The organism is Aestuariimicrobium sp. p3-SID1156, assembly GCF_025144225.1.
Taxonomy (GTDB): domain Bacteria; phylum Actinomycetota; class Actinomycetes; order Propionibacteriales; family Propionibacteriaceae; genus Aestuariimicrobium.
This window is the reverse complement of record NZ_JALXXB010000009.1, coordinates 34,603-49,342: the sequence shown is the minus strand read 5'-3', so window position 1 is coordinate 49,342 and position 14,740 is coordinate 34,603. Positions and strand designations below refer to the sequence as shown.

33 protein-coding genes are annotated in these 14,740 nt (G+C 67.4%); 31 read left to right on the top strand and 2 right to left on the bottom strand.

The window, feature by feature from the left end:
• Positions 1-35: 35 nt before the first annotated feature.
• Positions 36-353, bottom strand: a complete 318-nt coding sequence (locus tag M3G03_RS10260) for a hypothetical protein (protein ID WP_259809652.1) — start codon at positions 351-353, stop codon at positions 36-38.
• 131 nt (positions 354-484) lie between these two features.
• Positions 485-961: a helix-turn-helix transcriptional regulator gene (locus M3G03_RS10255; protein ID WP_259809650.1), complete on the bottom strand. Its 477-nt coding sequence runs from the start codon at positions 959-961 to the stop codon at positions 485-487.
• Between the two features lie 191 nt (positions 962-1,152).
• Between M3G03_RS10255 and M3G03_RS10250 the strand changes: the two genes are divergently transcribed.
• From M3G03_RS10250 to M3G03_RS10100, 31 genes are all read left to right on the top strand, one after another.
• Positions 1,153-1,398, top strand: coding sequence for a helix-turn-helix domain-containing protein (locus tag M3G03_RS10250; protein ID WP_259809649.1), 246 nt, complete (start codon positions 1,153-1,155; stop codon positions 1,396-1,398).
• Complete coding sequence (locus M3G03_RS10245) at positions 1,395-2,186, top strand: hypothetical protein (RefSeq protein WP_259809648.1); 792 nt, start codon at positions 1,395-1,397, stop codon at positions 2,184-2,186. Before M3G03_RS10250 ends, M3G03_RS10245 begins: the two co-directional genes overlap by 4 nt.
• A 2-nt stretch (positions 2,187-2,188) precedes the next feature.
• Positions 2,189-3,031 (top strand): hypothetical protein, encoded by an 843-nt coding sequence (locus tag M3G03_RS10240; protein ID WP_259809647.1) that lies wholly within the window; start codon positions 2,189-2,191, stop codon positions 3,029-3,031.
• A 61-nt stretch (positions 3,032-3,092) separates the two neighbouring features.
• Complete coding sequence (locus M3G03_RS10235) at positions 3,093-3,284, top strand: helix-turn-helix domain-containing protein (protein ID WP_259809646.1); 192 nt, start codon at positions 3,093-3,095, stop codon at positions 3,282-3,284.
• 9 nt (positions 3,285-3,293) lie between these two features.
• A complete protein-coding gene (locus M3G03_RS10230) occupies positions 3,294-3,596 on the top strand; it encodes a hypothetical protein (RefSeq protein ID WP_259809645.1) in 303 nt (100 codons plus the stop codon).
• 105 nt (positions 3,597-3,701) lie between these two features.
• Positions 3,702-4,316, top strand: a complete 615-nt coding sequence (locus M3G03_RS10225) for a hypothetical protein (protein ID WP_259809644.1) — start codon at positions 3,702-3,704, stop codon at positions 4,314-4,316.
• A gap of 82 nt (positions 4,317-4,398) precedes the next feature.
• Positions 4,399-4,611: a hypothetical protein gene (locus M3G03_RS10220; protein ID WP_259809643.1), complete on the top strand. Its 213-nt coding sequence runs from the start codon at positions 4,399-4,401 to the stop codon at positions 4,609-4,611.
• The gene (locus M3G03_RS10215; RefSeq protein WP_259809642.1) at positions 4,608-5,231 is read left to right on the top strand and encodes a YqaJ viral recombinase family protein; all 624 of its coding nucleotides are present in this window, start codon (positions 4,608-4,610) and stop codon (positions 5,229-5,231) included. Before M3G03_RS10220 ends, M3G03_RS10215 begins: the two co-directional genes overlap by 4 nt.
• Positions 5,228-6,055, top strand: a complete 828-nt coding sequence (gene bet / locus M3G03_RS10210; RefSeq protein WP_259809641.1) for a phage recombination protein Bet — start codon at positions 5,228-5,230, stop codon at positions 6,053-6,055. Before M3G03_RS10215 ends, bet begins: the two co-directional genes overlap by 4 nt.
• A 297-nt stretch (positions 6,056-6,352) precedes the next feature.
• Positions 6,353-6,544, top strand: a complete 192-nt coding sequence (locus tag M3G03_RS10205; RefSeq protein WP_259809639.1) for a hypothetical protein — start codon at positions 6,353-6,355, stop codon at positions 6,542-6,544.
• Positions 6,545-6,737: 193 nt separating this feature from the next.
• The gene (locus M3G03_RS10200) at positions 6,738-7,517 is read left to right on the top strand and encodes an HNH endonuclease (RefSeq protein WP_259809638.1); all 780 of its coding nucleotides are present in this window, start codon (positions 6,738-6,740) and stop codon (positions 7,515-7,517) included.
• Positions 7,508-7,858, top strand: a complete 351-nt coding sequence (locus M3G03_RS10195) for a hypothetical protein (RefSeq protein ID WP_259809637.1) — start codon at positions 7,508-7,510, stop codon at positions 7,856-7,858. The genes M3G03_RS10200 and M3G03_RS10195 overlap by 10 nt, the downstream gene beginning before the upstream one ends.
• A gap of 214 nt (positions 7,859-8,072) precedes the next feature.
• Positions 8,073-8,471 carry a hypothetical protein gene (locus tag M3G03_RS10190; protein ID WP_259809635.1) on the top strand — a complete coding sequence of 133 codons (399 nt, stop codon included), beginning with the start codon at positions 8,073-8,075 and terminating at the stop codon, positions 8,469-8,471.
• On the top strand, positions 8,468-8,839 hold the full coding sequence (locus M3G03_RS10185; protein ID WP_259809634.1) for a hypothetical protein: 372 nt from the start codon (positions 8,468-8,470) through the stop codon (positions 8,837-8,839). Before M3G03_RS10190 ends, M3G03_RS10185 begins: the two co-directional genes overlap by 4 nt.
• On the top strand, positions 8,836-9,030 hold the full coding sequence (locus tag M3G03_RS10180) for a hypothetical protein (RefSeq protein ID WP_259809632.1): 195 nt from the start codon (positions 8,836-8,838) through the stop codon (positions 9,028-9,030). The genes M3G03_RS10185 and M3G03_RS10180 overlap by 4 nt, the downstream gene beginning before the upstream one ends.
• Positions 9,027-9,296 (top strand): hypothetical protein, encoded by a 270-nt coding sequence (locus M3G03_RS10175; protein ID WP_259809631.1) that lies wholly within the window; start codon positions 9,027-9,029, stop codon positions 9,294-9,296. The genes M3G03_RS10180 and M3G03_RS10175 overlap by 4 nt, the downstream gene beginning before the upstream one ends.
• Entirely contained in the window at positions 9,293-9,547 is a 255-nt protein-coding gene (locus M3G03_RS10170; protein ID WP_259809630.1) for a hypothetical protein, read from the top strand. The genes M3G03_RS10175 and M3G03_RS10170 overlap by 4 nt, the downstream gene beginning before the upstream one ends.
• Positions 9,544-9,714: a hypothetical protein gene (locus M3G03_RS10165; RefSeq protein WP_259809629.1), complete on the top strand. Its 171-nt coding sequence runs from the start codon at positions 9,544-9,546 to the stop codon at positions 9,712-9,714. Before M3G03_RS10170 ends, M3G03_RS10165 begins: the two co-directional genes overlap by 4 nt.
• A complete protein-coding gene (locus tag M3G03_RS10160) occupies positions 9,711-9,923 on the top strand; it encodes a hypothetical protein (RefSeq protein WP_259809628.1) in 213 nt (70 codons plus the stop codon). The genes M3G03_RS10165 and M3G03_RS10160 overlap by 4 nt, the downstream gene beginning before the upstream one ends.
• A complete protein-coding gene (locus M3G03_RS10155; protein ID WP_259809627.1) occupies positions 9,916-10,260 on the top strand; it encodes a hypothetical protein in 345 nt (114 codons plus the stop codon). Before M3G03_RS10160 ends, M3G03_RS10155 begins: the two co-directional genes overlap by 8 nt.
• A complete protein-coding gene (locus M3G03_RS10150) occupies positions 10,253-10,483 on the top strand; it encodes a hypothetical protein (RefSeq protein ID WP_259809625.1) in 231 nt (76 codons plus the stop codon). Before M3G03_RS10155 ends, M3G03_RS10150 begins: the two co-directional genes overlap by 8 nt.
• Positions 10,480-10,794, top strand: a complete 315-nt coding sequence (locus M3G03_RS10145; protein WP_259809624.1) for a hypothetical protein — start codon at positions 10,480-10,482, stop codon at positions 10,792-10,794. The genes M3G03_RS10150 and M3G03_RS10145 overlap by 4 nt, the downstream gene beginning before the upstream one ends.
• The gene (locus M3G03_RS10140) at positions 10,791-11,378 is read left to right on the top strand and encodes a hypothetical protein (RefSeq protein ID WP_259809622.1); all 588 of its coding nucleotides are present in this window, start codon (positions 10,791-10,793) and stop codon (positions 11,376-11,378) included. The genes M3G03_RS10145 and M3G03_RS10140 overlap by 4 nt, the downstream gene beginning before the upstream one ends.
• On the top strand, positions 11,375-11,515 hold the full coding sequence (locus M3G03_RS10135; RefSeq protein ID WP_259809620.1) for a hypothetical protein: 141 nt from the start codon (positions 11,375-11,377) through the stop codon (positions 11,513-11,515). The genes M3G03_RS10140 and M3G03_RS10135 overlap by 4 nt, the downstream gene beginning before the upstream one ends.
• Positions 11,512-11,778, top strand: a complete 267-nt coding sequence (locus M3G03_RS10130; RefSeq protein ID WP_259809618.1) for a hypothetical protein — start codon at positions 11,512-11,514, stop codon at positions 11,776-11,778. The genes M3G03_RS10135 and M3G03_RS10130 overlap by 4 nt, the downstream gene beginning before the upstream one ends.
• Positions 11,775-12,353: a hypothetical protein gene (locus M3G03_RS10125; protein ID WP_259809617.1), complete on the top strand. Its 579-nt coding sequence runs from the start codon at positions 11,775-11,777 to the stop codon at positions 12,351-12,353. The genes M3G03_RS10130 and M3G03_RS10125 overlap by 4 nt, the downstream gene beginning before the upstream one ends.
• Positions 12,350-12,574 carry a hypothetical protein gene (locus tag M3G03_RS10120; protein ID WP_259809615.1) on the top strand — a complete coding sequence of 75 codons (225 nt, stop codon included), beginning with the start codon at positions 12,350-12,352 and terminating at the stop codon, positions 12,572-12,574. The genes M3G03_RS10125 and M3G03_RS10120 overlap by 4 nt, the downstream gene beginning before the upstream one ends.
• Positions 12,571-13,257 carry a hypothetical protein gene (locus tag M3G03_RS10115; RefSeq protein ID WP_259809614.1) on the top strand — a complete coding sequence of 229 codons (687 nt, stop codon included), beginning with the start codon at positions 12,571-12,573 and terminating at the stop codon, positions 13,255-13,257. The genes M3G03_RS10120 and M3G03_RS10115 overlap by 4 nt, the downstream gene beginning before the upstream one ends.
• Positions 13,254-13,493, top strand: a complete 240-nt coding sequence (locus M3G03_RS10110; protein ID WP_259809611.1) for a helix-turn-helix domain-containing protein — start codon at positions 13,254-13,256, stop codon at positions 13,491-13,493. Before M3G03_RS10115 ends, M3G03_RS10110 begins: the two co-directional genes overlap by 4 nt.
• A 427-nt stretch (positions 13,494-13,920) precedes the next feature.
• Complete coding sequence (locus M3G03_RS10105; RefSeq protein WP_259809609.1) at positions 13,921-14,175, top strand: hypothetical protein; 255 nt, start codon at positions 13,921-13,923, stop codon at positions 14,173-14,175.
• 150 nt (positions 14,176-14,325) lie between these two features.
• Positions 14,326-14,646: a hypothetical protein gene (locus M3G03_RS10100; RefSeq protein ID WP_259809607.1), complete on the top strand. Its 321-nt coding sequence runs from the start codon at positions 14,326-14,328 to the stop codon at positions 14,644-14,646.
• Positions 14,647-14,740 lie beyond the last annotated feature (94 nt).

Below are 14,740 nucleotides of genomic sequence, written 5' to 3'. Positions count from 1 at the left end.
CCCTCAACCTTGACGACAGGGTCTGACAATAACGGTCACCCCAGTGTCAACGCCGCCTCGGTTGGGTCGCCGTCACGCTTGAAATTCACCACCCCTCGGTGCGAAACCTCCACCCCGAACAAATCCACCAGGGGCACATCCGGCACCGACGCCTTGAATAGGCAGTACTCGGTCCCCGGCACCCCCTCGAACTTGTCAACAGCGCTGCCGGCACCAAGCTCGCCCAGCGCAATGACCTTCCCGTTGGCGTCCAGGATCTTCACCTGCGTTCCGGCGCCAATGTCAGTGAAACCATCGGTCGTGAAGCACCTGTCGCCGTGATTCATGCTGAGTCCCACGCGCGAAACCTGCATGCTCACGTCCACGGTGAACGTGGACGCCTCCGAGCTCGACGGGGCAGCAGGCGAGGCCGCCGGCCCATCCCCGCCGCCCGAGCATCCAGCCAACACCATCACAACGGCCACACTGGCCACCGCAACTCGCCTCACGACGGTTCCTCCTGATCCTGCGCGCCCTTGCGCCGCTTGCCCTCATTCTGCCCACGACGGGCGGCGCGATCCTGGTACGCGCCGCTACCCTCAACGGGGGGCGGGAAACTCACCACCGAACCCCCAGCGGCCCCATCATCTTCTGGGCCGAGCGTGTCGCCAGCGCCCCATGACTGCCCTCCTTGCATCCTGCGACGCACCTCGTCCAAGAGGTCGTCGTCATTGAGTGATGCCAGCGATGGCGGCGCTGATGGCTGCTCCCCAGCCTCATCAGAGGTGAGGAATCCAGCGGCAACGAACGCCTCCAGCACTGGCCTTCCGTATGCCCTGGCGAATGCGGCGACGATGTTCACGTCTGCCTTGTTCTTCCCGTTCCACCGGCTCACGCTGGGAGCACTCACGCCCACCGCATCCGCGATCTGTGCGTTCGTGTCATCCCCGGCGACCGACTTCACGTAGTCCCACCAGGTCATGGCATCCATGTTCGGCGCGTCTCGGCTCATCCGGCAAGAGTTTCAAGTGACGTGCATATCCGCAACAACCCTAGTCAGAATCACACGGATGTCGTTCTGCTAGCCACCGCAAGCTCACTGACAAGGCCGTGACCCTATCGTTACCTGACCCATGTTGCGCGTGCACACTTGCGTTGTGCTAATGTACCTGCATGAGCACAACGCACCCCACCCTCACTGTTCGTTGGGACGTGGTGAAGGCGCTCCGTGAGACGAAAGACCTGGACGACGACACCTCTCTCGCCATTGCGATGGGCATCGACCGTTCGACCATCTCTCGCGTCTTCAACGGAAAGTCACAGCCCGGACCTCGATTCCAAGCGGCACTATGCGTCGCCCTCAACGCCAAGCTCGACCACCTGTTCAAGGTTGTGCCGGCAACAAAGGACGCGGCATGAGTGAGCTCGTCATCATCGCCACCGGCGAAGTCGTTGAGTCAATGACCGCCGTTGAGGCCGAGCGCATCACGTCGCGCATCGCAGACAAGATCGACGCCATCGCGGACAACCTCGAGCAGGTGATGCCGCTGATCCGCGAGGCCCTCACTCGTGGAGCGTGGAGCGCCCTGGGCTACGACAGCCCGACCGCGTACGTCTCTGACCGCTTCAAAGGTGCCCTGTCCCGCCTGCCGCGCGAGATCCGCCGGCCAGTTGCGGCCGAACTCTGCGCCGCTGGAATGAGCACCCGGGCGATCGCCCCCATTGTCGGGGTAAGCGCGCGGCAGGCGGCATATGACGCCGGAGCAGGTGTGCAGTCATTGCACACCTCACCTGATCCGGAGCCTGAGTCGCTGGACGAGTACCGCGCTCGCGTCCTCAATGAGGCAGAGGCCAATGGCGACACGATCAAGCTCACCGGCCCCAACTCCGTGGCCCGACCCGGCACCGTGACCGGCCTGGACGGTAAGACGTACCCGCGGCCCGCGCCCAAGCCAGTCGAGTGCCCAGCGCCCAAGCCGACCTCATGCACTCGAACTGCAACCGAGCGCCGACGCCCCATCACTGATGACTTCGCCGATGCCGTCGACAATCTCGACCGCCGCATCAGCGCTCTACAGAAGCTCGTCACCGACGACCGCTTCCCCCAGAACCGCGACAAGGTCGCCGTGCGAAACCACAGCGACCTTGTGCGAGCAATCGACGCGCTGCAACGCGTCGCAGACACCCTCAACCAGAAGGAATCCTGACCATGAACCAGTCTACTATCCCCCAGCTCGCAGGCCGCCCCGACAGCAGCATCGAGGCGCGAATCATCACCACCTCGCCGGAACTGGCGGCCGAGTGGCTCTCGCGCACGGTCAACAACCGCAACCTGGACAAGGCCGCCGTCGAACGCTATGCGAACGATATGTCCACTGGCCTGTGGACCTTTACTGGACAGCCGATCATCTTCAATGCCTCCGGGCATCTGGACGACGGGCAGCATCGCCTGTCGGCTCAGGTGCGAGCAGGGGCAACCATCGACTGGCTCGTCGTTGGCGGCGTGGGGCGTAGTGCCCAGAACTTCATGGACATCGGCAAGCCTCGCTCTGTCGCCGGGCAGCTGCAGATCTCCGGCCATTCGCTGTCGCACGCCGTGGCTGCAGCAGCGCGCATGGAGCTGGTCTACCTGGGCATCTCCAATCCGTCCAAGCCGCAGGTGCGCGAGTTCGCGGAAAGCAACTTCGCCGAGTTGCATGCTGCCGGCGTCGTCGGTCGCAGTGTGGCCCAGATTATCCGGGGATCGTCTGCCGCATACAGCGCCGCCTACTTCCACATGGCGCGCATCGATCTCGACCTCGCCAACGAGTTCTTCGACAAGCTTCGCACCGGAGCTGACCTGTCGGAGACCTCCCCGATCCTCGTCGCGCGGAACTACATCGCCAAGCAGGGCATCGCGCGGACGATGAACGACAACCAGCGTTCGCTGTTCGTGGACTACCTCCACAAGACCTGGAACCTGTGGGTCGCAGGCAAGGGCGTCAAGTCCTTCGGGGTTCCGACCAAGCGGGTCGAGCTCATCGATCCGGCCCGAAACGGGGTGCAGGAATGACCGAACCTACCGAACTGCTGACCCGCGCGGACGAGTGCCGCATCACCCCAAGGGAGATCGCATGACCCGCGACGACGACCTGCTGTCCATCGCCACGATCGCCCAGCGCCTCGACGTGAGCCGCGACTTCGTCCGCAAGGCGATCAACCGAGGCGACCTCGACGCCTTCCGCCTCGGCACCCAGGTCCGCGTCACCGAGGCCGAGTTCCTCCGCTGGCGCGCCGACCTCATTAACCAGTCCAGAGCCTCCTAGGAGCTTCCCGTGAACTACACCACTGAGCAGCTGTCCCGTGCGCTCACCGAACTGGCCGACATCGCCGTTCGCGTTGACGTGATGGGCGAAACCTACGGCCTGGTGCAGCAGGGCGCTGGCCTGTCCGACCCTGCGCGTCGTGCGCTGCTGTCGGCACGCAAGGCGAACCCGACCGGCCTATCCGACCTGATCGCCGCCAGCGCTGTCCCCATGACCGCCGACGACATCGCCGACATCCGCGCTGTGAAGCGTGAGACCCTCGCCGCCGACGACGCCGAGGACGCCTGGCATGACCGGCAGGGGTGCGACTGATGCTCCAAATCCTGTTCTGGGTCGCCCTCACCGCCGCATCCCTCCTCACCATCGCCGCCGTGTTCGTCGCTGAATGCCTCCGCAACTTCCCGAAAGGACCAGACCATGACTGACAAGACCCTCGAGTGGGACGGCGCACCCGTCATCGAGACCAGAAGTGGGTTCATCTGGCTGCGCCAGCCCGACGGCCGGTACCGCTGCGGCGCTTTCCCCGGCGAAATAAGGACCCCCGAGGGACTGGCGTCCCTCAACCCCCAGCCGGTCGAACTGCACCCCGCCACCACACCCGAGCCGCGCACCGTCACATGGCGCAAGGGCGAGGACCAGACCGCGATCCGCGAAGCGTGGAAGCCGGGACGACGGGCTCAGGTGGCCACCAGCGCGGGTGGCACCACGCACACCCGGGACGGCGTCATCGAGGACAACGAGACGTTCGCATCCTTCTACGCCGAGGGTTGGATCAGGCACGAGCCCACCACCTCCATCACCGTTTGGCTGCCCGAGACGCCCGAGGTGCCGAAGTGGGCACAGGACTGCTCGACCATCGACAGGCGACTCGTCACCACCGACGACGGGCGCGTCTGGCAAGTCGCCCTCGTCGGCGGCGGTGCTGCCGTTCGTTGGCGTTTGTGGGGTGAGCGGGACGAGGCCACCACCGACGAGCTGGCCGACATGGACGCACGCCTCATCGTGGACCGCGACGGCAAGGCGGTCCTGTGATGGGCGCCGTCAACGGGCTGGTCATGCTCGCGTTCGTCGTCGCAACACTCGCCGTGCTCGTGGACTGGCTGGGGGACTGGTCATGATCGAGTGCTGGTACTGCGAAGGCCACGGCATCGACCCCACCACCAACGGCGAATGCACCTGGTGCCGGGGGCGCGGCCTACTCGACCCCGCCACCATCGAGTGCCCCGAATGCTCCGGCACAGGCGCCGTCCGCCACCACCGCTACGGGGCGTGGGACTGCCCCGAACCCACCGAGGACTGCCCCGCCTGCGGAGGTGAAGGGCGGTGATCCTCGACACGTTCACCCCCAACACCCCCGGCTGGCATGAGGCCAGACGCTGGCGTGTAGGTGGCTCCGAAATCGGCCCCATCTGCGGCTGGTCCCACTACGCCACCGTCACCCGCGACTCGCTCATGGCCGACAAGCTGTCCGGCCGCGCCACCGACGAAACACCCGACATGCGGCGAGGGAACCTCCTGGAACCCGTGATCCTGCGCTGGCTGGAGGAACGCCACAACCTCCACCTCGACCCCACCGCCAGCGCCGCCACCTGGGTCCACGACGACGACGACCGCCTGCTGGTCAACCCGGACGGACTCTGCCAAACCGACGACGGGCTGGTGCTGCTGGAAGCCAAAACCACCTCCGACCGCTGCAAGGAACGCAGCTGGGGGCGGGCCGGAACCGACCTCGCCCCCCTCGCCTTCCAAGCCCAAGTCGTGTGGGGAATGGGCATCACCGGCGCCACCACAGCCCACCTCGGCGTCCTCCACGGCGCCACCAACGGCAGACCCGACCTCGCCTTCGCCACCTACACCATCCCCTTCCAGCAGCGGCTGTTCGACTTCATGCGCCGCAAAGCCGAGGCATTCCTCGCAGAACTAGACATCATCAGGAGAGGCAAATGAACGCAATCGAGAAGCACGCCGGATCGGCTCTCGCCATCACCGACGAGCAGGACTTCTTCACCGACAAGCAGTTGGCCGCGCTGCGCCAGCTCGGCGTCGAGGACGCCAGCAACGCCGACCTCGCCGTGTTCTTCCATCACGCCCAGCGAACCGGGCTTGACCCGTTCGCCCGCCAGATCTACATGGTGGGCCGCTGGTCAAAGAACGGCACCAAGCAGACCATCCAGACCGGCATCGACGGCTTCCGCCTCGTGGGCCGCCGCGCCGCCGACGCACGCGGGGAAACCCTGGAGATCACCGACACCGAGTGGTGCGGGCAGGACGGTGTCTGGCGCGACGTGTGGCTGTCGAACGAGGCGCCCGCCGCTGCCCGCGTGGCGATCATCCGCAACGGCGGCAGATTCCCTGCTGTGGCCCTGTTCCGCGAGTACGCGCAGACAAAGCGTGACGGCAACCTGACGCAGATGTGGGCCGAGAAGGGCGCGCTCATGATCGCCAAGTGCGCCGAAGCGCTCGCGTGGCGCAAGGCATTCCCGCAGGACTTGTCCGGGCTCTACACCTCCGACGAGATGGGTCGCAGCAACGACGCCGCCGAGTCGGTCGCTCCGCCGCAGACCGCGCCTGCGTCCCTGGCCGATATGGTCCCCGAGGACGACGCCATTCCCGAGGCCGAGCGCGACTGGGTGGCTGAGGTGGAAGCTGCTGCCGACGTGGACGCGCTGCGCGCGTTGTGGCATGACGCCCCCGAGGATGTGCGCGAGCTCATCGCCGAACGGGTGAAGGCCCTCCGCGACGACGAACCCGACCTGGAGACCGAGGCATGAGCAGCGTGCTCGCCATTGACCCCGGCAACACGGAGTCCGGCTGGTGTGTCATCGACGCCGACACCAGGAAGCCCCTGCGCTTTCGGCAAGACCCCCAACGAAGAGCCAGCCCGCACTGTTCGAGACCGACCTGCCCGAGACCGACCTCGTAGGCGGCGACGGCGATGGGCGCGATGGTCGGGGTTGTCGTACCAGTTCGCGCCGAAGCTGTCAAGTGCGTTGCGGTGGATCGGCGCCTCAGGCAGTCATCGAGGCACACGGCATCACCAGCGACGACCCGATGTGGTGGTGGAGGTGATGCAGGCCAACCGCGACACGGCCGCGGGACTGCTGCCTGGCGGCTACATGTCCTACCGCAACACCGCCGCACGCGCCTACACCCGCGCCTGCGACGCGGCGCGCGACTACGGCTGGGACGGGACGCTGCTGCGACGCCTGCCGTTCTACCTCGGCAACCTGTTCCGCGATCAGAAATGGGCAGCGTCATGAGCTGGACCGATTGGTTCCCCGACCAGACCTGCCCCGGCTGCGGGGTTGAACATCCGGGGCAGGACTGCCCCAACCAAGACCCACTCCCACAAGACGACGACGTGGCTAGCGGAAATGGTATGCTTGGAGCACAACAAAAGACGGGCGCGGCTGGTAACCGCGCCCTAACCGCCACGACTGTAAGGGAGTCATGATGGCTGTGTCCAAGCGTACCCGTTTCGAGGTACTGAGGCGAGATGACCACACTTGCCGCTACTGCGGGCAGATGGCGCCCGACGTCAAGATCACAATCGACCACGTTGTCCCCGTGCCCCTGGGCGGCACCGACGCCCCCGACAACCTGATCGCCGCTTGCTACGACTGCAACGTCGGCAAGGCGTCCACCAAGCCCGACGACAAGGTGGTGCAGGCCGTCTCCGACGAGACCCTGCGCTTCTACGAACTCGCCAAGCAGGCATGGGCCGTCCGTGCTGCCGCCATCCGCGAGCGGAACGCCTACATCGACGGCATCGGTGAGCAGATCCACTTCCCCAAGCCCGAGGGTTGGCGAACCAGCATCGCCAACTGGTACGACCTCGGAATCCCCGAGGAAGTCGTGCTGGACGCCGTGCGCATCGCCACCGACAAGCGGGATGAGTGGCACAACATCGACCGCTTCCGCTACATGGCTGGCGTCGTTTGGAACCAGGCTCGCGAGACGAACTACGCCATCGAGGAGAAGTTCTCGCTGGAGGGCTCGTGGCTGGACGACAGCACGTTGGACGAAATGCTGCAGGAGTACTACCAGCAGGGCCACAAGCTGGGCCGGGAAGCGGGCCGACGCGAGGGGTACGCGCACCCGACCGTCTATGACGTACTGCTCGCCCACCACGTCGATGGTGACAGCTATTCGACGCTGTTCCAGCAGGTCGAAGAAGTGCGCGACAGAGTGCTGCCCCAGCTCCGTGCGAAGGAGCCGCTGCCGTGTGGGTGAAGTTTGACGACCAGACCCCCAACGACCCCGAGATCGACGCCCTCTCGGACGGGGCATTCCGGCTGTGGTTCTCGGCCATCTGCTACTGCCAAGCCGAACTGACGGACGGACATATCGCCGACAACCGCCTGCGTCGCCTGGTGCCCAATTTCAAGAAGTCGCAGCTGGACGAGTTGACCGCGAACAACGGCAACCCGAACGGCCCCATCTTCCAAGCGGCTGCGGACGGCTACCTGATCCGCAACTTCGAGAAGTGGAACAAGACCCGCGACTACTGGGAGACCAAGCGAGCCAGAGAAGCCGAACGCATCGCCAACTGGAGAGCGAGGAACGGACGATGAACGCTCCATGTAATGCCGTAACACGCCGCGTAACGAACGGCATGACGAATGCTGTACGTCTTTGGTCCCGACCCGACCCGACCCGACCCGTTCGTTTCTGGCTTGTTTCTGATTCCCCCAAAGACTTGGTCCTAAATCCCAAGTTCTGTAACGCGGGCGAGCGGGCGAGCGCAGGTCGGTCCGTGGTCGCCGGTTTGGGGATTGGGGCTTGACGATGGACCAGAACCAGATCGACCGCCTCGCCCTCGCCACCCACGCGCTCCGCCCCGACTGGCGCGCCGACAGCCTGCGAACCTTCATCGGGCAGCAGGTCACCCGCTCGGGTCTCCCGCTGCGAGACATGCCAGCCCGCGACGTGGCCGTGGCATTGACGTGGATCGCCTGCGACCCCGACACCCGCGTCCCGACTCGCGTCCTCGAAGCCGGTCCGTGGTGGGAGGCAACCACCCCCACCCCCAGCGATAAGCCCACCGCCCAGCCGCCCACTCGACGCTCCGGGCTTGTGTGCTGGGGCTGCAACCGCGACCGGGCCGGCCACGACGCACTGGCCCAGCTCGGCGACACGCACGAGTGGGTCAGCCACAGCGAATGGCGAGAGAGGGGCCGGGCATGAGCCGCTTCACCAATGCCGTCGCCTCCCGACCCAACGACCTCCCGCCCGCGTGGGACGGCCTGCCCGTCACGTGGGGCGAGTGGACCATCGACCAGGTGTTCCTCTGCCGCATCAGCGACGACGCCGGGTCCGTCGTGCCTCACCGCGAGCCGTGCCCGGCGTGCGGGGCTGTCGAGGCGCTGATCTGCGAGGGTCACACCGCAAGCCGCATCCGGCGCGGCACCGGCAACGTCGTCGCGTTCGGCGCGGGAGGCCTGTCGCTGACCGCGTACCGCTGCCGGGGCTGCGGCCTCGACCACGTCCACGACGGCACGTGGCTGTGGCAGCTCGATCCCGACGACTACGCCGGCGAGGGGAGCTGGGCATGAGCACCCCTCGCCCCCCGTCCCCCACCCCGGACCCCTCGCCCTGCCCCGGCTGCGGGTTGCGGGCCTCGACCCTGGACGCGCTCGCCGCCGTGTGCGAGGTGCGCCCCACCCTTGCCCACCTGTCCCGGCTGCTGCGCGTGGCGGCTGACCGGATTCGACCCGAAACAACCCTCGAAGGAGATCCCCAGTGAGCACCAACGACCTGAATACCCCCATTACCGCCGCCCAGCGTGATCGAGGCGTGCGCCGCACCGGCTGCGTCGCGTTCGCCACGGTTGCCACGATGCTCGGCGCTCCGCCTGTAGGGCTGGTCGCAGCCCTGTGGACTGGCGAGCTGCGCTGGCTGTGGACCGCGCTGATCCTCGGCGTCGCTGCCATGCCTGTCGCCGCGCTGAACGCGACCGTTGCGCGCAACATCGCCGCCCGCCCCGTCATCGATGAAGGAGATCCCGAATGAGCACCACTCAGAGCGGCGTGGTCGTCGTCTGTGACGACTGCGGCCACCGACTCGCCACCGCCTGCACCACCAGCCCTGGCGCCCGTGGTGATGCCGAGCGCAAGGGCTGGCGAGTGTCCTACCTCGCCGGCGGGGCGCATCCGACGAAGCGGTCGGGCACCCCGACTGACCGCGACCAGTGCCCGTCTTGCCGCCCCCAGCCGCAGCCGGAGGGGCTGCTGGCCGAAACCCTCGAAGGAGACCCCGAATGAGCAACAACCCGAACGACGCGATCCAGTCGCTGTCCCGCGTGATCGCCGCCGCTGCTCGCCTCATGGCGTCGATGCACCTGCACGGGAAGTCCGTTGACTTCAACGAGGAGCTCGACCACATGCAGGCGAACCTCGACCACATTCGGGCGGAGGTGGAGGGGCGATGAGCGTCCGTGAGTATCGGCTGACCTGTGACGGCTGCGAGACTGCGCTCCCCCTGGCTGGGTACATCCGCGACGTGCGCCGTCGTGCCGCCCGTGAGCACGACTGGCAGGTAGCCACCTACGCCCGCCCCGATGCTCGCGAGGTGTTCGCCAGCGCCCCCGACCTGCCCGACCACTGCCCCACCTGCCTCGAAGGAGGACCCGATGCCTGAACTGCTGCGAGAGGCCACCCCGAAGGCGCGGAAGCGTCATTGCTGCTCCCTGTGCCACGGGCCGATTGACCCCGGATACACCTACTGCCGCGCAACGCTCGCCTACGACGGCACGGTGTACGACTGGCTGGAATGCGCCGCCTGCTTGGAGGACGCCATCGCAGACGCTGTGTGGCGCTGGTGCTTCCACGACGGCATCGACTCCGACTGCGCCTGCGAATGGGCCAACGAGGTCGTGGATGACACCGACGCACCGAATGGCCCCCGGCAGGCTGCCGAACGATTCCTCGGGCGCTTCGGCACCTACCACCAGCGAGAGAGGACTGTCCATGACTGACCTGCCCCCGATCCTGTGCCGCGAGTGCGGGTGCGAGATTGACGACCACATCCAGCCCACCTGTGTGGACTGCGACTGCGAGCTCGCGCCCTCCGACATCGCCCGTGCCCTGCTCGCCGCAGAGCCCGAACCCGCCTGCCCCGTCCACGACCTCTACGGCGACCACCCACTCGGCGCGGAGGACGTGACCGGATGCACCTGCGAACGAAAGGACCGACCATGACCGACCTGGACCTGGACCCGATCCGTGCACTGCTGGCCGCTGCAACCCCCGGACCGTGGTACAGCGAATGGGTTCCGGATGATGACTGGATCGTCGTCTACGGCCAGCCCCACGGCGCGTACGTCTGCCCCGAGGTCTGCACCCTCACGGATGACGCCGACGCCGGGTTGATCGCCGCCGCCCCACACCTGCTCGCTGCGCTGGTTGACGAGGTGGAGAGGCTGCGCGCCGAGCTCGCCGCCGCGCGGGAGGTGCGCCATGGCTGCCCCCTCGACTCCGACGACCAGACCCCCCGAAAGGACAACTCATGACTGACCTGGACCTGACCCCCATCAAGGCCCGCCTCAACGCGGCCACCCCCGGCCCATGGGAGAACGATGGTGGCGGCGAAGTCGGCCAGCACTGGTCCAGTCCGAAGCCGTTGGCGTCCATTGTCTCGACCGAGGTGTCGTGCATGGCGTACTGCTACGGCGGCTCGGCGGCAGGCGTCATCCGAGACGAGGACGCCGACTTCATCGCCCACGCCCCCACCGACATTGCCGCACTCGTGGCGGAAGTCGAACGGTTGCAGGAGTTGGCCTGCACCTGCCCGTGGACGCCGGAGAGCACGTGGTTCGTTTACGGCGACGCAGTCGAGCCCGGCAGCCAGCGAGAGCATGACCCGTGGTGCCCGATCCACCATGGCGACGACGTGAAGCCGGTCTCTGCCTCCGTGCAGATCACCCGACTCATTGAGGCTGATTCCGAATCCGCCGAGCATGTCCGCCGGGTCGGATGTGGGCATCCCGACCACTCTCACCCCTGCCCGGACCGTGAGGAGTGGCGCGGGGAGTGCGGGGAGGCGCTTGCCGAGATAGTTGCCGGTCTTGAGCGCGCGCTCGGGGAGCCCCGATGATCGCCCGCCTCCTCGCCCGCCTGCGCACCCGCACCACCTGGCGCTGCCCCTGGTGCTCGGCCTACATGGTCGAGCGCACCGCGACTGCCGCCGAACGCAAGCACCGCGACTACTGCCCCCGAAAGGACATCCGATGATCCACCCGACCCGCGAGGAAGCCCTCAGCCGCGAGGTGCTTGCCGACGAAATCCGTCACATGGCGACCGAGTGCGAGTTCGCCACCACCCGTGACGGCGAACTGGAGCCGTGCGACAAGCCCACCGTCGCCGTCGTGATCTACCCATGGGAGGGCGGGTGGGCGATCGACGCGGTCTGCCTCCACCACGCCCACCAGTCCGGCAAGGCCCGCGTGGTGCCGCTTGCCGACGTGATTGCAGCCGCGAGGGAGGCCGACCGATGAGCTGGAACTACCGCATCACCCGCGAGACAGCCCGAGGAGTCACGTACTACGCCCTCCGGGAGGTCTACTACGACGACGACGGCAGGCCCGAGGGCTGGTCCGCCGCCCCGGTCAGATTCACCGGCGACACCCCGCAGGACATTGTCGAGGACCTGCTGCTCGCTGCCAGCGCATGGAGCCGTGGCGTCCTCGACCTCGACACCCGCGAGACCGTCCGCGTCTCCCTGAGCGGCAAGGAGCCGGCCACACACGACGACGACCTTGCCGCCCTCGCTGACCGCGTGGACCGGATCGAGGCGTTGCTCGGCCCGTGGCTCGCGGACCAAGCCGCCGCCCTCGACCCCAGAAACCATGCCCAGGAGCCGCAGGACGCCCCCAGAACGCCTCACGCGGCAGGGGGTGACCCGAGGCCCACCCGTGACCTTGAGTCCGCCAGCGGGTCACCTGACGACGAATACGACCACGAGGTGTACCCGCTGCCCGCCAACATCCTGACCGGCGACGGGCAGCCAGCACGCGACACGGTCGCCTTCCGCCACTCCTGCGGGAAGTGGACGGGCGGTGAGGGGCAGTGAGCATGCCACGCCGCCGCAACCGCAGCCACACCCCCGACGGCGACGCCCCATGGCTCCGCTGGCGCGTGGTCCGCAACCGCGACACCACCACCAACACCCACGGCGCGTGGGCGGTGTGGGGACCGAGCCGGCGCAGGTTTGGTGGGCACCCCGATGACGCCTGGTTCGCCACCCACGCCGAGGCCATCGCCTACGCCGACCAGAAAGCGAGAGAGCAATGACCGACGCCATCGCCTGCATCCGTGGCTGCCGCCAAGGAGGCCGCCACCTTTCCGACTGTCCCGGCGACGAGTGCGTGGGCTGCCAGCCCCGACCTGTCGCCCGCGAAGGAGGGCTGCTGTGCTGGCCCTGCCGACGACGCCTCACCGAGTGGCTCGCGGCCGGCGAGAACAGCCTCGCCCACGCCGAAGCCAGACTGGTCGAGGAGATCCATGCTCCCGTGCGTGCCACCGCCTACGACACCGACCGCATCCAGTCCAGCAGTGAGGACGGCGCACCCACCCCGCTCAACCTCGCCCGCCACGATGCCCTCGCCGAAACCCGCAGGTGGTGCGCCTACTGGCTCCAGGAGTGGTGCCATGAGCGCGGCTTGCACGGCCCCGACGATCACGGCGTGAAGTCGGCCACCAGCTACCTGCACCAGTGGGTGGACCAGCTCGCAGGCTGGGAGCGGGTGGGTGAGATGTGGGATGCCCTCGCTGGGCAAATGATGGATGCCCATGCGCTGGCGCCGTGGCGGGTGCAGATGCGTCGCTGTCACGGTGTGCCCTGCCCGGACTGTCAGCGGACCTCGCTGGTGGTGTTCGGTGGCGACGACGTGGTGACCTGCCAGTTGTGCAAGGCGAGCCTGCATCGTGACGTGTATGCCAAGTGGGTGGCCGAGCTCGCCAAGGAGGCATCGTGACCCTGACCACGGATGAGGCCGCGCTGGTGGCTGGGGTGAGTCCCGAGGTGGTGCGCAAGTGGGTGCAGCGTGGGCAGTTGGAGCCCGTGCGTCCGGGGGCGCGACCGCTGCGGTTTCGTGAGGCTGACGTGCACCAGGTGCGCTGGCAGACGAGGCGCGACAAGGAGTTCCTGCGGCGCACTGCCGAGCGATTGCGGAGTGAGGCTTGCATTGGTGATGAGCCAATGTCACAATAGCCCCGTGGGACGCTTGTCCCATTTACGCCCCGCCCCCCAGTGGTCGGGACGTTTCGCACCCCGCCAAGGGCTTGACCCTTGGCTCGACGCCCCGGCCAACACCGGGGCGTTTCGCATTACCACAGACATCCGCCGGCGGAGGGGAAGCCCCGGCGGAGCAGGAATGAGACCGGCAAGGCCCGCTCGGGCACACTGCCGCGTGAGGGATGCCGGTTGATCGCGGCAGGGCTCACGGTGACCCCGCTAACCGTCATCCGCGGGCACAGACACCCCGCAGCCGTGCTGCCGCGCTGGATCACACACCACAGGACGTGCCACGTCGCACGTCACGCGCCCACCCCGTGCGGATGGGCAGCGATTGCCTGGAGGCCAGCGATGTCCGCGGCTGCGGGGCACACACCACCCCTCGACGAAAGTGAAGGACACCATGAGCGACAACACCGAGCGGCACCAAGTCAGCCTGGAACCCGGCGTGTGGATCAAGGTCCGCCCCGAGCAGGTCAGGCTCACCGAGCGCCGCATCGCCACGTGGTACAGCGATCGCGTCACCATCGAAACCGTGCTGGAGCCTGTCGACGGTGACGCGATCATCGTCGAAATGAGCATGGTTGCTGGCATGAAGCTCGACGCCGAGCAGGCCCAAGTGCTGCGCGACCACGGCTTCTTCGGCTCCGACCACTGACCACGAGCAGGTCCGTAAACCCTGGCAACCGGCGCACGTTCCAACAAGCCGGGGAAGGCGGACTGGGGGCACCAATAGCCGCGCCGGAAGCGACTTTCACCCCCCACACGGACGACCTGCGGGCCTGCTCGCTCAACCCAAGGAGGCGACGTGGCGATGCGACCCTGCGCCGAGCCCGGCTGTCCCGTGCTGCTGCGCAAGGCTGGCCGCTGCCAGAAGCACCGGCGCTACAGCCCCACCTACCTCGAACGCGACTGGGCCGAACAGAAGCGGCGCGCCGCAGTTGTCGCCAAGCACCGCGCCACCCACGGCGACTGGTGCCCAGGCTGGCCCTCGACCGGCCACGCGCCGCACGCCTGCACCGACCTGACCGCCGCCCATGTGGTGGCTGTCGCCAACGGCGGAGGCGCTGGCCCGCTGCTGGTGCTGTGCCGCAGCGAGAACAGCCGACTGCGAGACAGCGACGAGTGACCCGAAGGAGTGGGGGGAGGGGCAAGACCGCCCCCTTGTCCACAGCGCTTTTGAGGTGTCTCGCTGTCCGCGAACCTGAAATGTCGACAAAGTG

What these genes read in the sequence shown, in the direction of transcription:
- M3G03_RS10260 (WP_259809652.1), bottom strand. Translation starts at nt 353, where the DNA reads ATGCAGGTTTCGCGCGTGGGACTCAGCATGAATCACGGCGACAGGTGC.
- M3G03_RS10255 (WP_259809650.1), bottom strand. Translation starts at nt 961, where the DNA reads ATGACCTGGTGGGACTACGTGAAGTCGGTCGCCGGGGATGACACGAAC.
- M3G03_RS10250 (WP_259809649.1), top strand. Translation starts at nt 1,153, where the DNA reads ATGAGCACAACGCACCCCACCCTCACTGTTCGTTGGGACGTGGTGAAG.
- M3G03_RS10245 (WP_259809648.1), top strand. Translation starts at nt 1,395, where the DNA reads ATGAGTGAGCTCGTCATCATCGCCACCGGCGAAGTCGTTGAGTCAATG.
- M3G03_RS10240 (WP_259809647.1), top strand. Translation starts at nt 2,189, where the DNA reads ATGAACCAGTCTACTATCCCCCAGCTCGCAGGCCGCCCCGACAGCAGC.
- M3G03_RS10235 (WP_259809646.1), top strand. Translation starts at nt 3,093, where the DNA reads ATGACCCGCGACGACGACCTGCTGTCCATCGCCACGATCGCCCAGCGC.
- M3G03_RS10225 (WP_259809644.1), top strand. Translation starts at nt 3,702, where the DNA reads ATGACTGACAAGACCCTCGAGTGGGACGGCGCACCCGTCATCGAGACC.
- M3G03_RS10220 (WP_259809643.1), top strand. Translation starts at nt 4,399, where the DNA reads ATGATCGAGTGCTGGTACTGCGAAGGCCACGGCATCGACCCCACCACC.
- bet (WP_259809641.1), top strand. Translation starts at nt 5,228, where the DNA reads ATGAACGCAATCGAGAAGCACGCCGGATCGGCTCTCGCCATCACCGAC.
- M3G03_RS10205 (WP_259809639.1), top strand. Translation starts at nt 6,353, where the DNA reads ATGCAGGCCAACCGCGACACGGCCGCGGGACTGCTGCCTGGCGGCTAC.
- M3G03_RS10200 (WP_259809638.1), top strand. Translation starts at nt 6,738, where the DNA reads ATGGCTGTGTCCAAGCGTACCCGTTTCGAGGTACTGAGGCGAGATGAC.
- M3G03_RS10190 (WP_259809635.1), top strand. Translation starts at nt 8,073, where the DNA reads ATGGACCAGAACCAGATCGACCGCCTCGCCCTCGCCACCCACGCGCTC.
- M3G03_RS10185 (WP_259809634.1), top strand. Translation starts at nt 8,468, where the DNA reads ATGAGCCGCTTCACCAATGCCGTCGCCTCCCGACCCAACGACCTCCCG.
- M3G03_RS10180 (WP_259809632.1), top strand. Translation starts at nt 8,836, where the DNA reads ATGAGCACCCCTCGCCCCCCGTCCCCCACCCCGGACCCCTCGCCCTGC.
- M3G03_RS10170 (WP_259809630.1), top strand. Translation starts at nt 9,293, where the DNA reads ATGAGCACCACTCAGAGCGGCGTGGTCGTCGTCTGTGACGACTGCGGC.
- M3G03_RS10165 (WP_259809629.1), top strand. Translation starts at nt 9,544, where the DNA reads ATGAGCAACAACCCGAACGACGCGATCCAGTCGCTGTCCCGCGTGATC.
- M3G03_RS10160 (WP_259809628.1), top strand. Translation starts at nt 9,711, where the DNA reads ATGAGCGTCCGTGAGTATCGGCTGACCTGTGACGGCTGCGAGACTGCG.
- M3G03_RS10155 (WP_259809627.1), top strand. Translation starts at nt 9,916, where the DNA reads ATGCCTGAACTGCTGCGAGAGGCCACCCCGAAGGCGCGGAAGCGTCAT.
- M3G03_RS10150 (WP_259809625.1), top strand. Translation starts at nt 10,253, where the DNA reads ATGACTGACCTGCCCCCGATCCTGTGCCGCGAGTGCGGGTGCGAGATT.
- M3G03_RS10145 (WP_259809624.1), top strand. Translation starts at nt 10,480, where the DNA reads ATGACCGACCTGGACCTGGACCCGATCCGTGCACTGCTGGCCGCTGCA.
- M3G03_RS10140 (WP_259809622.1), top strand. Translation starts at nt 10,791, where the DNA reads ATGACTGACCTGGACCTGACCCCCATCAAGGCCCGCCTCAACGCGGCC.
- M3G03_RS10135 (WP_259809620.1), top strand. Translation starts at nt 11,375, where the DNA reads ATGATCGCCCGCCTCCTCGCCCGCCTGCGCACCCGCACCACCTGGCGC.
- M3G03_RS10130 (WP_259809618.1), top strand. Translation starts at nt 11,512, where the DNA reads ATGATCCACCCGACCCGCGAGGAAGCCCTCAGCCGCGAGGTGCTTGCC.
- M3G03_RS10125 (WP_259809617.1), top strand. Translation starts at nt 11,775, where the DNA reads ATGAGCTGGAACTACCGCATCACCCGCGAGACAGCCCGAGGAGTCACG.
- M3G03_RS10115 (WP_259809614.1), top strand. Translation starts at nt 12,571, where the DNA reads ATGACCGACGCCATCGCCTGCATCCGTGGCTGCCGCCAAGGAGGCCGC.
- M3G03_RS10105 (WP_259809609.1), top strand. Translation starts at nt 13,921, where the DNA reads ATGAGCGACAACACCGAGCGGCACCAAGTCAGCCTGGAACCCGGCGTG.